Below are 12,442 nucleotides of genomic sequence, written 5' to 3' on the forward strand. Positions count from 1 at the left end.
TATTATGTATTAGCTTGTTTTTCAAATAATGATGCAATTTCTCGCTTATAATCTCCACGTATAATACCTTTCTCAGTAATAATACCTGTAATTAATTCACTCGGTGTTACGTCAAATGCAGGATTATAAACAGTAGTTCCAACTGGCGTTACTTGTTTCCCAAAAATTTTCGTAACTTCTGTTTCATCTCTTTCTTCAATAACAATTTCAGCTCCTGTTTGTTTCGTAATATCAAATGTCGATAACGGAGCTGCAACGTAGAATGGGATACCGAAGTACTTTGCTAGTATAGCTAAATTCATTGTTCCGATTTTATTTGCTGTATCTCCATTTGCGACAATCCGGTCCGCTCCTACAATAATTGCGTTGATTTCTTTCGTTTGAATAGCATGAGCTGCCGTATTATCTGTAATAAGCGTTACATCAATACCTGCCTGTTTTAATTCCCAAGTCGTTAAACGCCCGCCTTGTAAAACTGGTCTCGTTTCACATGCATATGCATGTAAATGTACACCTTTTTCTTTCCCAATATAAAACGGTGCTAGTGCAGTACCATATTTAGCAGTTGCAATACTGCCAGCGTTACAAATCGTTAAAATGTTATCACCATCTTGAAAACATGATAATGCATGTTCTCCAATACTCCTGCATACTGCTTCATCTTCTTGCTGAATGAGAAGCGCTTCTTCTTCTAATATTTTTTGTGCTTCTTTTATTGTAGTAATTTCTTGAATAGATTCTCTCATACGATCGATTGCCCAAAATAAATTGACTGCTGTCGGGCGTGACGTTCCTAAATAATTACAATCTCTATTAAACTTCTTTTGAAATTCTTCAATATGTAAAGTAGTATATTTTTTTGCTGCAAGCGCCAAGCCAAATGCAGCTACAATTCCAATTGCCGGTGCTCCTCGTACTTCTAGCATGACAATACTTTTCCATACCTCTTCAATCGTCGTTAATGTTTTATATTCTGTGCTATGCGGCAACTTTGTTTGATTTAATACTGCAATAGCATCCCCTTTCCAACTGACAGACCTCGGAATCGTAACAATTGTACTCATGCTTTTACCCCTCCAGAAACTGTCTGTTGAAATAATGTTCGGAACAGTTGAATATCAGCGTTTTTAGATTCATATTTTATTAGTTCTTTACCTAAGTATAAAGCTTGTTTCTTGGCTTGAATTCTCTTTTCTTTATTTGCTATTTCATCTAAATCAGCTACATGTGCTAAGCCAATTGTTCTTCGGATAAGCTCACATCCAGCAAATCCGACCACATCCGTAAAAATATTTTGCAAAATAATCGGCAACCATTGTTTCTCTTTCGTATATGCTTCTACACCTTCTCCAATCCATAACTTTGTAAAAGTGTCTACGAAATAGCTCCATGTTTTCTCAATATGGAAAAATAGCACACTTCTCTGTTCTTCCTCTCTAGATAGAGCATTTAATAATAGATTTGCAATAAATTGACCAAGATCAAATCCAAATGGGCCATAAGTTGCAAACTCCGGATCAATCACTTTCGTTTCAGAAGGTGATGAAAAAATACTACCAGTATGTAAATCACCATGAATAAGTGCTTCTTTTCTCGTTAAAAACTTATATTTATATTGTGCTACTTTTAATTTTAAAGTTTTATCACTCCACAATTCATCAACCGCTAGTTGTAATTCCGGCTCATAATCATTCGTATCGTAATGGCCAAACGGATCTGTAAACACTAAATCTTCTGTAATCTTGCAGAGATCTGGGTTTACAAATGTACCTTCTAGTCCCCTTTTCTCTTCTGACTGTAAACCGAAATCTGAAGTATAAAATAAAACATTTGCTAGAAAACGACCGATATGTTGGGATAAAAGTGGATATTCTTCTCCATCTATTAATCCTTTTCTTGTAATTGTTAGTCTTGATAAGTCTTCTATTACTGTTACTGCTAACTCTTCATCATGACTGTACACTACCGGAACATAATCCGGTACATACTTCGCAAAAATTTTCAGTGCCTTGCTTTCAATTGTCGCTCTTTTTATAGATAACGGCCAGCTTTCACCAACTACTTTCACATATGGCAGTGCCTGTTTTATTATAATAGACTTCTCTCCATCATCTAATTTGAACACGTAATTTAAATTTCCATCTCCAATTTCATGACAAACTACATTTGCTTTCTTTTCAAAATAACCGTGTTCTTTCGCATATTGTATAGATGTTGTTTCAGTTAATGCATAATATCCCATCGTCTTCTCCCCCTTTTTTATATTCAGAGGTTTTTCTGACGTAGAAAAACCTCTTTCCACTAAGAAAGAGGTTTGAAGTTTATCTTCTCCCCTCTTATCTGCCAGAAAGTTTTACTTTCTGCTGGAATTAGCACCGTGCCTTTTGGCGTAAATAAACGCCCCATTTCACAATGGTATTACGGTCGGTTGCTGGGCTTCATCGGGCCAAATCCCTCCACCTGCTCTTGATAAGAGTTGTATAATTTTTTAGAATTTTTAACTTTATGTTGAAGACTATACCAAGAATAAAAATCACTTGTCAACATTTTATTTGTATAATTCTGGACGTCGATCCGCAAAAACTGGAATTCCTTTGCGTACTTCTTTAATTTTCTCGAATATAAGCTCTCCAAATAGAATTGCTTCTTCTTCATTTGCTTCTACAACAACTTCGCCCCAAGGATCGACAATTAAAGAATGGCCAGCAAACTCATTATTTGGATCCTTCCCTGCCCTATTACATGCTACAACATAACACTGGTTTTCAACTGCTCTTGCTTGTAATAGCAAACGCCAATGTGCTAAACGAACTAATGGCCATTCAGCTACAACAAATAAAACTTTTGCACCTTTAGCAGTATGAACGCGCATCCACTCCGGAAAACGAATATCATAGCAAATTGTGCCAGCGCACTCTACATCATCTAACTTAAATTCACCAGTACGATTTCCAGCGATTAAATATTTATGTTCATCCATAAGCTGAAATAAATGCACTTTACTATATTCATGGACTAGTTCTCCTTTATTCGTTACAACATACATTGTATTTGTAACACCTTGCTCCGTTTGCTTTGCTATAGAACCACCAACAATATGTACACCATATTGTTTCGACCATTCTATCAACTTTTCTTTCGTTTCCAATCCATCCCTATCTGCAATTTCAGAGAGTCTCGTTAAATCATAACCTGTTGTCCATAGTTCTGGTAAGACGATAACATCTGGTCTTTCCTTCATCGCTTCGCTTATTTTATTTTTAGCATTCTCAATATTTTTTTCTACATCTCCAAAGACAATATCCATCTGAATACATGCGACTTTCATTTTTTCAGCCCCATTCTCATTTTTTTCTTTACAAAATACTGGAAAGATTATATCATTTGTCACTAGAATTGTAACAACTTTCAAAAGAGGTGGAAAGTATGAAATCATTTCAACCTTCTGAGATAGTAACATCATTGCCAACACAATTTTTCGCTTCACTTGTTGCAAAAGTTAACAAAGTCGTTGCAGCTGGTCACGATGTTATTAATCTAGGTCAAGGTAATCCAGATCAACCAACACCGCAGCATATCGTAAAAGCTTTGCAAGATGCTGCTGAAAAGACCATTCATCATAAATATCCGCCATTTCGCGGACACGAAAGCTTAAAAGAAGCTGTAGCAACATTCTATCAACGTGAATACGGCGTAGAATTAAATTCGAAAACTGAAGTTGCTATTTTGTTTGGTGGAAAGGCTGGATTAGTAGAATTACCAGTTTGCTTTACAAACCCTGGTGATACGATTCTCGTTCCCGATCCAGGTTATCCAGATTATTTATCAGGTGTCGCTTTAGCAAAAGCAAAATTTGAAACAATGCCACTTATTGCAGAAAATAACTTTTTACCAGATTATGCGAAAATTGATGATTCTATTGCCGAGCGTGCAAAATTAATGTTTTTAAACTATCCAAATAATCCTACAGGTGCTACTGCATCAAAAGATTTTTTTGATGAAACGATTCATTTTGCCAATAAACACAATATATTAGTTGTTCATGATTTTGCTTATGGTGCTATAGGATTCGACGGTCAAAAGCCAGTTAGTTTCTTACAAGCAGACGGTGCCAAAGATACAGGAATCGAAATTTACACATTATCGAAAACTTTTAATATGGCTGGCTGGCGCATCGCTTTTGCTGTAGGGAATGAAAGTGTGATTGAAACAATCAACCTATTACAAGATCATATGTATGTTAGCATCTTCGGTGCAGTTCAAGATGCCGCCCGCGAAGCACTATTAAGTTCACAGTCTTGCGTAATAGACCTTGTAAATAGTTACGAATCTCGACGAAACGCTCTTATTTCAGCTTGTCACTCAATTGGTTGGAATGTAAACATTCCAACAGGATCATTCTTTGCATGGCTTCCTGTTCCAAAAGGATATACTTCTGAGCAATTTTCTAATATTTTACTAGAAAAAGCACATGTCGCAGTTGCTCCTGGTGTTGGATTTGGTGAGCATGGCGAAGGGTATGTCCGTGTTGGTCTCTTACATACAGAAGATAGGTTAAGAGAAGCCATTCATCGAATTGATAAATTAAATTTTTTCAAAAAGTAATTGACAACATGAAAAATATCTGACAAAATTCAGTTATCTTAAAAATTTAAACATTTCTAAATACTTCTTATCAAGAGCAGGTGGAGGGACGAGCCCGACGAAACCCGGCAACCGATCTACAATTGTAGACACGGTGCTAATTCTCGCAGCATTACGCTGACAGATAAGGAGCTGGTTGTAAAAAAACCTCTCCTTAGCTGAGAGGTTTTTTTATTTAACTAGGAGGTTATAACAATGAGCGGAATTATAGCGACATATTTAATCCATGATGATTCACATAACTTAGAAAAAAAAGCTGAGCAAATTGCACTCGGTTTAACAATTGGCTCTTGGACTCATTTGCCACATTTATTGCAAGAACAATTAAAGCAGCATAAAGGCAACGTCATTCATGTTGAGGAATTAGCTGCACATGAACATACCAATTCGTATTTACGTAAAAAAGTGAAACGCGGAATTATTAAAATCGAATATCCGTTATTAAATTTCAGTCCAGATTTACCAGCAATTTTAACGACTACATTTGGAAAGCTATCACTTGATGGCGAAGTAAAATTAATTGACTTAACTTTTTCAGACGAATTAAAAAAACAGTTTCCTGGTCCAAAATTCGGGATAGATGGTATTCGAAATCTTTTACAAGTACATGATCGTCCCCTTTTAATGAGTATTTTTAAAGGAATGATTGGACGAAATATTGGGTATTTAAAAACGCAATTACGCGATCAAGCAATTGGTGGTGTAGATATCGTAAAAGATGATGAGATATTATTCGAAAATGCATTAACACCACTTACAAAACGCATCGTATCTGGAAAAGAAGTTTTACAATCCGTATATGAAACGTACGGACATAAAACGTTATATGCCGTAAATTTAACAGGACGAACTTTTGATTTAAAAGAAAATGCGAAACGTGCAGTGCAAGCTGGAGCTGATATTCTATTATTTAACGTATTCTCTTACGGACTAGATGTACTACAATCACTTGCAGAAGATGATGAAATCCCGCTTCCTATTATGGCACACCCTGCTGTAAGTGGTGCTTATTCCGCATCCAAGTTATATGGAGTTTCATCTCCATTATTACTCGGAAAGCTACTCCGTTATGCTGGGGCTGACTTTTCATTATTCCCATCTCCATACGGAAGTGTTGCGCTAGAAAAAGAGGAAGCTCTTGCTATCTCAAAATATTTAACTGAAGGCGATTCATTTTTCAAGAAGAGCTTTTCTGTTCCGTCTGCTGGTATTCACCCTGGTTTCGTTCCCTTTATTGTACGAGATTTCGGTAAAGATGTTGTTATTAATGCTGGTGGCGGAATACATGGACATCCAAATGGGGCGCAGGGCGGCGGTAAAGCTTTCCGTGCTGCAATTGATGCTACTTTGCAAAATAAACCACTCCATGAAGTAGATGACATAAATTTGCATAGCGCACTACAAATATGGGGAAATCCCTCTCATGAGGTGAAATTATGAGTATTCAAGTATTTTGTGATTTCGATGGCACGATTACAAATAATGATAACATTATGTCCATTATGGAAAAATTTGCACCACCAGAAGCTGAAGAAGTAAAGAATAGAATTTTATCACAAGAGCTATCTATTCAAGAAGGTGTTTCTCAATTATTTCAATTCATACCTACTAATCTGCACGATGAAATTATTCAATTTTTAATAGAGACTGCTGAAATCCGTAATGGTTTTCATGAATTTATACAATTTGTAAATAAAAATAATATTTCCTTTTATGTTATATCAGGTGGAATGGATTTCTTCGTCTATCCACTCTTACAAGGACTCATTCCGAAAGAGCAAATTTACTGTAATGAAACAGATTTTTCAAATGAATACATTACGGTGAATTGGCCTCATCCTTGTGATCATCATTGTCAAAATCATTGCGGATTATGTAAATCATCACTCATCCGTAAATTAAGTAATACAAATGACTTCCATATTGTAATCGGAGATTCAATTACTGATTTACAAGCTGCGAAACAAGCGGATAAAGTGTTCGCTCGTGACTTCCTTATTACAAAATGTGAAGAAAATCATATTTCTTATACACCATTTGAATCGTTTCACGATATTCAAAACGAATTAAAACATTTGTTGGAGGTGAAATTATGAAACAACTTTTTCGTCAATGGTATGACTTAAGCGAGATAAAAAAAGAATTAACAACACGAAATTGGTTTCCAGCAACGAGTGGTAATATTTCTATAAAGGTTAGTCATGAACCACTCACTTTTCTCATTACAGCAAGTGGTAAAGATAAAACAAAAACGACTCCAGATGATTTTCTATTAGTAGATCATCTAGGGGTTCCCGTATTAGAAACTGAATTACGTCCTTCAGCAGAAACAATCTTGCATACACATATTTATAATAATACGAATGCTGGATGCGTCCTTCATGTTCATACAACCGATAACAATGTTATCACAAATTTATATAGTGATGCAGTCACACTTCAAAATCAAGAAATTATTAAAGCTCTCGATATTTGGGAAGAAGGTACAACAATAAACATTCCTATTATCGAAAACCATGCCCATATCCCAACGCTTGGAGAAAACTTCCGCAAGCATATACAAGGAGATTCGGGGGCAGTATTAATCCGTAACCATGGTATTACCGTATGGGGCCGAGATAGCTTTGATGCAAAGAAAAGATTAGAAGCTTATGAGTTTTTATTCCAATTTCATATAAAACTATTATCAATTCAAGGAGGCGTTTCTAATGGCGCAAATTCGTATTCATGAAATAAATACTCGCATTGAAAATGAAGTGGAAGTATCAAAATTTCTACAAGAGGAAGGCGTTTTATATGAGAAATGGAATATTTCCAAACTTCCTACTCATTTAAAAGAAAATTACTCATTAACAGATGAAAACAAAGCTGAAATATTAGCTGTGTTTTCAAAAGAAATTGCTGATGTTTCATCACGCCGAGGTTATAAAGCACATGATGTAATTTCACTTTCAAATAGCACACCTAACCTTGACGAACTATTAATTAATTTCCAAAAAGAACACCATCATACTGATGATGAAGTTCGCTTTATTGTTAGTGGTCATGGCATCTTTGCCATTGAAGGAAAAGATGGGACATTCTTTGACGTTGAACTTGAGCCAGGCGATCTCATATCTGTTCCTGAAAATGCAAGACATTATTTTACCTTGCAAGATGATCGTCAAGTTGTAGCTATTCGTATTTTTGTTACAACTGAAGGCTGGGTTCCAATCTATTAAGGTAGTTAGTTGAATAAAAGGCCTTGGACCCCCTTTTCCAACCTTTTATTCACTCTACATATATACATCCTCCTATGGAACAGGCTTATTTCATTTTGAAATAAGCCTGATTTTTTATGGTTCTAACCGTATTATTCCTTCTTTTCAGTACAATCTCTCCCTTCAATTTTTCAAGTATATTTATTAATACTTTTTGAACATTTATTGAACTTTTTTTGAGATTTTTCTGAAAATTCTGTTTTATATATGATATACTACAATTAACTAAGAAGGAAAAGAAAATCGCAAACAGAGGGGGAGAATCATGAGTTTACTTATCGCACTTATACTAGGGGTTACGTGTGGAGCACTTCCTATTATTCTAGGAGCTATTATGGAAGAGTTAGAAGTTGGTGTTTTAGGTTTTGTTGCATCTTGCGTAAGCGCTTTACTTTTTGGTTTATTCGGTGCTATTCCTGTTTCAATTCTCTGTGCATTTTATATAGTACGCCATGCTCGTACAAAACAATTTGGTCCTAATCACATCGCGCAAGTGATTCCATTCCCAATCGAACGATGCCGCCGGGCTTCTAGCTTATAATTACAAAATTAAAAATAAAAGTCCTCAAATGAGGACTTTTATTTATTTTCTTCTAGAAATTGAAACAATTCTTGTAGATGCAAAGCGTCTTCACTATAGCTAACAGATACATGATATATACCATCAATCTCCGCTTCCATGTAAAGGTCAACTCCATCTCGATCATATTTCAATGCCAAATAAAATTCCATTTCTTCTAGCATCTTTTTTGAAGTTCGAATAACGTAATGCCCTTTCTCATCTCTTCCATATTCGAAATTCGGTTCAAAATCATATTTTTGTTTAAAAGCTTCTTTTTGTTTTTCATTAATTTGTATACATGTTGCTCTTTGTACAGTATCAATCATCTCATCAAATTTTTGAAGATCCATCTCATTTACCCCCTTACGTATTTTTTGTATAACACTTGTGTTCCGCTATTTTCTTCCCCATCTTTTATTAGCTCTTCATACAATTCCTTCGCCAAACTTAAACCTGGTACTTGTAATTGTAATCTTTCAGCCTCATCTAACGCGATCTTCATATCTTTCATAAAATGCTTTACATAAAAACCTGGTTCAAAATCTCCCTTTAACATTCGAGGAGCTAAATTACTTAATGACCAGCTACCTGCTGCTCCCGTTGAAATACTCTCCAATACTTTATCAGGATCTAATCCAGCCTTTTTCGCATAAGCAACAGCTTCACATACTCCAATCATGTTGGAAGCAATCGCAATTTGATTGCACATTTTTGTATGTTGTCCACTTCCAGCAGGCCCTTGCAACTGAATATTTGTTCCTAGTTTTTCAAATAACGGTAAACATCTATCATATATTTCTTTCTCTCCACCGACCATAATTGCGAGTCTTGCTTCTTTCGCACCAACGTCTCCTCCAGATACAGGTGCATCTAACGTATATACATTCTTACTTTTTCCAGTTTCATTAATACGTTTTGCCAATGTTGGTGTAGATGTCGTGAAATCAATTGCGATTGTGCCTTCATTTGCATTCTCCAAAATTCCATCTATCCCAAAGTACACTTCTTCTACATCATGTGGATACCCAACCATAGTCATTACAACATCAACTTGCTTTACTAACTCTTTCGGTGTATCACACCAATTTGCACCATCTTGCACTAAAGAGTCTGTTTTCGATTTTGTTCTATTATATACATATACTGTATGACCGTCTTGCATTAAATGACGCACCATACTTTTTCCCATTACACCAATACCAATGAAACCAATTGATACATTTTTATGTTTCATTTTCTCATCCCCTTTGTTCTAATAAATCACTTACCATCTTTCGGAAATCTTTATTAAAGTCATCATCCATACTATTTTTCACGTTTGAAAATAAAATAACAAAAGTCCCTTTTTCTTTATTAAAATTATTGAAAGTATTCCACCCAGATAGTACACCATGGTTATGAAAATAATCCGGATATATGTAAAAACTAAATGCATATTTTCGTTCTGTTGAAGGTGAAAACATCGCTTGTATACTTTGTTCAGAAAGAAGTTTCCCATTTATAATTGCTTCGTCTAATTTCTTCATATCTCCAACTGTCGTATACATCTCACCACAACCATATAGCCAATCCATGCCTACCTTCTGCGCTGGTACAAGCTCTTGATTTTTTTTCACATAACCCTTTGTGAAATTTTTATCTCCAGGTACCATATTTCCCATACCAGATTCATGCATATCTGCTTTTATAAATATATTTTCTTTTATGTAATCTCCTAAAGGTTTTTTCGATATATGTTCTATTATATAGGCAAGCACCATATAATTATAATCTGTATATCTCCAACCTGTTCCTGCAGGAAATTCTAAATTTTGACGTCCAATCCAATTCATTAACTGTAAACGGGAGGCAGCATTAACATTGCCTTTTGCGTGTTCAGGTAAACCAGAGGTATGCGTTAATAAATGATATAACGTAATATTTTTATTCTCCGGAAATGAAGGAATATATTTATTTACATTATCTTGAATATTTAGCTTCCCTTGATCCTGCAGTTGTAAAATAGATGTAGCCACAACTGTTTTCGTAATAGAACCGATACGATATTTTGTGTGAGGCGTATTTTCTATTTTATTTTGAACATCAGCATACCCATATCCTTTATTCAATATAACATGCTCTTTATCTGTTACCAAAACTGTTCCATTGAATTGCTTTCCGACTAAATATTGATCTAATTTTTGAGATATGCTAGCATAATCAATTTGCTTTTCTTTTTTTTCTTCTTCTATATTCTCTTGTACTTCTGATTCAACAGCAGGATTCACCTTAGTTGTTAATTCTTTACTTTCCTTTATATTAGGATTATAGAGAAAATAGTATACTCCTCCACAAACTACAGCACATATTGAAACTATCATCATTATTTTTTTCATCATATTGTTCCTCCATAATTCCTTCGTTCAAAATCCCCCCTACACTCTATTATCAAGTAATAAAAAAAAATCGCAACAATTTGTTGCGAAAAATCACTTTTTTTCTTTTCTATATACACACACTTGATTTTTCCCATTTTTTTTCGCTTCATATAATGCAATATCCGCTCGTTGCATTAATTCTTCTCTTGTAATCCCTTTTTCATATAATGCAACTCCAAAGCTCGCTGTTAATTTCGAAATTCCTGAGAATTGCTTTGTTTCAATGAAAAATCGTAATGATTCCGCAACTTGAAATGCTTCTTTTTCTACCGTATTCGTTACTAAAATAATAAATTCTTCTCCTCCCCACCTAGCAAATACATGTTGCTGCTCCACTTTAGATTTCATGAGCTCTGCAAGCTCAATTAATGCTAAGTCACCAAAATCATGGCCATACGTGTCATTTACTGCTTTAAAATTATCTATATCAAATAAAATAAGTGCTATGTTTTCATTATTACGCATCGCATTATCCCATTCTGCCTCGAGTATTTGTTGGAATTTCAAACGATTATAAATCTCTGTTAACGAATCTATCATAGCAAGTCTTTCTTGTTCTTGATAGATTTCATCTAATTCGGTAATCTCTGTACACTTCACAATAAATCTTGATAAATCTTCTGGCAATGGTGTCGCACGCAATAAAAAAGTTGATACTTCCCCTTCATAGTTGGACATCTTAATTCTTCTATCATATGATAATGTATCATCTAACCATGTTATATCATGAGTTGTTGAATAGTATCCATTTTCTCTAATAAGATGTTCAGCAAATACTAAATGTTGCTCACGATACGCAAACAAATTTTCATATCCGAAAAACTCTAAAAAATTTGTATTACAATCAACAATCTCATCGTCTTCTACTATAAATAATAGATCATTTCGAAAATCAAACATCGTTTGAAGTAGTTCTTGTTGCAAACTTACTTGCCGCACTAAAGAAAGCTGATATAAACTTTTATTTACTTCCTCTAACACCATTTGTGGAGTCACAGGGGCTATCACAATATTACGTATTCCTAACGTAAGCACCTCTGCAAACTCGCTTGTTATTTGTTGATCCCAAATGACAATAAATGTACTCTGTGGATTATACATATTCTTTATATATTTTATTTGAGAAAAATCTGTTACATACATAATTACAATATGTGGTTTAGTCCTCTGAAATAATACTTCGCCTTCTTCAAAACTATTTGCTATAAACATACATTTTGGATGGATATTTTCTATCGTTTGTTGATGCGTGCATCCATTTTCTATATAAAGGACATTTAACTGAAGATCTTGTAATACATTTTGGAAAACCGTATTTTCTAATAAAAAATGTAGTATGTTCATCACTAGTCTTCACTCACTTCATATATCTTGTTCTACAGAATTCCTCACAAACATTTTATAAAAAACTGTTCTCTAAAAACTTTAATGAGTGAGGGATACATGTTAACAAGCTAATTGAGAATGTTCTCTTCATTTTTCACTCTATAAATTCCTTTTTTAGTGTATGATTATAGGAATTGTATCGTTTGTATGAATGCCCTAGCTTCCGCTTTAAA

At 34.7% G+C, this 12,442-nt stretch carries 13 protein-coding genes and 2 riboswitches; of the genes, 6 read left to right on the forward strand and 7 right to left on the reverse strand.

Annotated features, from left to right (window positions below; genetic code table 11):
- Nucleotides 1–2: 2 nt before the first annotated feature.
- From mtnA to PDQ68_RS12600, 3 genes are all read right to left on the reverse strand, one after another.
- Complete coding sequence (mtnA, locus tag PDQ68_RS12590) at nucleotides 3–1,064, reverse strand: S-methyl-5-thioribose-1-phosphate isomerase (RefSeq protein WP_061183915.1); 1,062 nt, start codon at nucleotides 1,062–1,064, stop codon at nucleotides 3–5.
- Nucleotides 1,061–2,242 (reverse strand): S-methyl-5-thioribose kinase, encoded by a 1,182-nt coding sequence (gene mtnK, locus PDQ68_RS12595; RefSeq protein ID WP_061183916.1) that lies wholly within the window; start codon nucleotides 2,240–2,242, stop codon nucleotides 1,061–1,063. Before mtnK ends, mtnA begins: the two co-directional genes overlap by 4 nt.
- Nucleotides 2,243–2,333: 91 nt before the next feature.
- Nucleotides 2,334–2,476: riboswitch (SAM riboswitch) on the reverse strand.
- A gap of 72 nt (nucleotides 2,477–2,548) precedes the next feature.
- Entirely contained in the window at nucleotides 2,549–3,412 is an 864-nt protein-coding gene (locus PDQ68_RS12600; protein WP_061183941.1) for a carbon-nitrogen family hydrolase, read from the reverse strand.
- A 14-nt stretch (nucleotides 3,413–3,426) separates the two neighbouring features.
- On the opposite strand from PDQ68_RS12600, the gene PDQ68_RS12605 reads away from it, so the two are divergent.
- The 6 genes from PDQ68_RS12605 (at nucleotide 3,427) to PDQ68_RS12630 (ending at nucleotide 8,445) form a co-directional block, all read left to right on the forward strand.
- A complete protein-coding gene (locus PDQ68_RS12605; RefSeq protein WP_016718413.1) occupies nucleotides 3,427–4,605 on the forward strand; it encodes a pyridoxal phosphate-dependent aminotransferase in 1,179 nt (392 codons plus the stop codon).
- A 64-nt stretch (nucleotides 4,606–4,669) separates the two neighbouring features.
- Nucleotides 4,670–4,775: riboswitch (SAM riboswitch) on the forward strand.
- Between the two features lie 64 nt (nucleotides 4,776–4,839).
- Nucleotides 4,840–6,084, forward strand: a complete 1,245-nt coding sequence (gene mtnW, locus PDQ68_RS12610; protein WP_000014177.1) for a 2,3-diketo-5-methylthiopentyl-1-phosphate enolase — start codon at nucleotides 4,840–4,842, stop codon at nucleotides 6,082–6,084.
- Complete coding sequence (gene mtnX / locus PDQ68_RS12615) at nucleotides 6,081–6,740, forward strand: 2-hydroxy-3-keto-5-methylthiopentenyl-1-phosphate phosphatase (protein ID WP_000027469.1); 660 nt, start codon at nucleotides 6,081–6,083, stop codon at nucleotides 6,738–6,740. The genes mtnW and mtnX overlap by 4 nt, the downstream gene beginning before the upstream one ends.
- Entirely contained in the window at nucleotides 6,737–7,375 is a 639-nt protein-coding gene (locus PDQ68_RS12620; RefSeq protein ID WP_270786779.1) for a methylthioribulose 1-phosphate dehydratase, read from the forward strand. Before mtnX ends, PDQ68_RS12620 begins: the two co-directional genes overlap by 4 nt.
- A complete protein-coding gene (locus PDQ68_RS12625; protein WP_000057307.1) occupies nucleotides 7,353–7,865 on the forward strand; it encodes a 1,2-dihydroxy-3-keto-5-methylthiopentene dioxygenase in 513 nt (170 codons plus the stop codon). The genes PDQ68_RS12620 and PDQ68_RS12625 overlap by 23 nt, the downstream gene beginning before the upstream one ends.
- A 304-nt stretch (nucleotides 7,866–8,169) precedes the next feature.
- Nucleotides 8,170–8,445 (forward strand): hypothetical protein, encoded by a 276-nt coding sequence (locus PDQ68_RS12630; protein WP_000054670.1) that lies wholly within the window; start codon nucleotides 8,170–8,172, stop codon nucleotides 8,443–8,445.
- A 38-nt stretch (nucleotides 8,446–8,483) separates the two neighbouring features.
- On the opposite strand, the gene PDQ68_RS12635 is transcribed toward PDQ68_RS12630, so the two are convergent.
- From PDQ68_RS12635 to PDQ68_RS12650, 4 genes are all read right to left on the reverse strand, one after another.
- The gene (locus PDQ68_RS12635) at nucleotides 8,484–8,816 is read right to left on the reverse strand and encodes a DUF3909 family protein (protein WP_000365614.1); all 333 of its coding nucleotides are present in this window, start codon (nucleotides 8,814–8,816) and stop codon (nucleotides 8,484–8,486) included.
- Between the two features lie 5 nt (nucleotides 8,817–8,821).
- A complete protein-coding gene (locus tag PDQ68_RS12640) occupies nucleotides 8,822–9,700 on the reverse strand; it encodes an NAD(P)-dependent oxidoreductase (protein ID WP_000681096.1) in 879 nt (292 codons plus the stop codon).
- 4 nt (nucleotides 9,701–9,704) lie between these two features.
- Nucleotides 9,705–10,844 (reverse strand): serine hydrolase domain-containing protein, encoded by a 1,140-nt coding sequence (locus tag PDQ68_RS12645; RefSeq protein ID WP_000976136.1) that lies wholly within the window; start codon nucleotides 10,842–10,844, stop codon nucleotides 9,705–9,707.
- 90 nt (nucleotides 10,845–10,934) lie between these two features.
- Entirely contained in the window at nucleotides 10,935–12,227 is a 1,293-nt protein-coding gene (locus tag PDQ68_RS12650; RefSeq protein WP_001023204.1) for a GGDEF domain-containing protein, read from the reverse strand.
- Nucleotides 12,228–12,442: the final 215 nt, after the last annotated feature.

This window comes from Bacillus cereus group sp. Bc010, from assembly GCF_027716745.1.
Taxonomy (GTDB): Bacteria; Bacillota; Bacilli; order Bacillales; family Bacillaceae_G; genus Bacillus_A; species Bacillus_A pacificus.

Excerpts from the sequence above, each read along its gene's own strand:
- mtnA (WP_061183915.1), bottom strand. The coding sequence starts at position 1,064 with ATGAGTACAATTGTTACGATTCCGAGGTCTGTCAGTTGGAAAGGGGAT.
- mtnK (WP_061183916.1), bottom strand. The coding sequence starts at position 2,242 with ATGGGATATTATGCATTAACTGAAACAACATCTATACAATATGCGAAA.
- PDQ68_RS12605 (WP_016718413.1), top strand. The coding sequence starts at position 3,427 with ATGAAATCATTTCAACCTTCTGAGATAGTAACATCATTGCCAACACAA.
- mtnW (WP_000014177.1), top strand. The coding sequence starts at position 4,840 with ATGAGCGGAATTATAGCGACATATTTAATCCATGATGATTCACATAAC.
- mtnX (WP_000027469.1), top strand. The coding sequence starts at position 6,081 with ATGAGTATTCAAGTATTTTGTGATTTCGATGGCACGATTACAAATAAT.
- PDQ68_RS12620 (WP_270786779.1), top strand. The coding sequence starts at position 6,737 with ATGAAACAACTTTTTCGTCAATGGTATGACTTAAGCGAGATAAAAAAA.
- PDQ68_RS12625 (WP_000057307.1), top strand. The coding sequence starts at position 7,353 with ATGGCGCAAATTCGTATTCATGAAATAAATACTCGCATTGAAAATGAA.
- PDQ68_RS12630 (WP_000054670.1), top strand. The coding sequence starts at position 8,170 with ATGAGTTTACTTATCGCACTTATACTAGGGGTTACGTGTGGAGCACTT.
- PDQ68_RS12635 (WP_000365614.1), bottom strand. The coding sequence starts at position 8,816 with ATGGATCTTCAAAAATTTGATGAGATGATTGATACTGTACAAAGAGCA.
- PDQ68_RS12640 (WP_000681096.1), bottom strand. The coding sequence starts at position 9,700 with ATGAAACATAAAAATGTATCAATTGGTTTCATTGGTATTGGTGTAATG.
- PDQ68_RS12645 (WP_000976136.1), bottom strand. The coding sequence starts at position 10,844 with ATGATGAAAAAAATAATGATGATAGTTTCAATATGTGCTGTAGTTTGT.
- PDQ68_RS12650 (WP_001023204.1), bottom strand. The coding sequence starts at position 12,227 with ATGAACATACTACATTTTTTATTAGAAAATACGGTTTTCCAAAATGTA.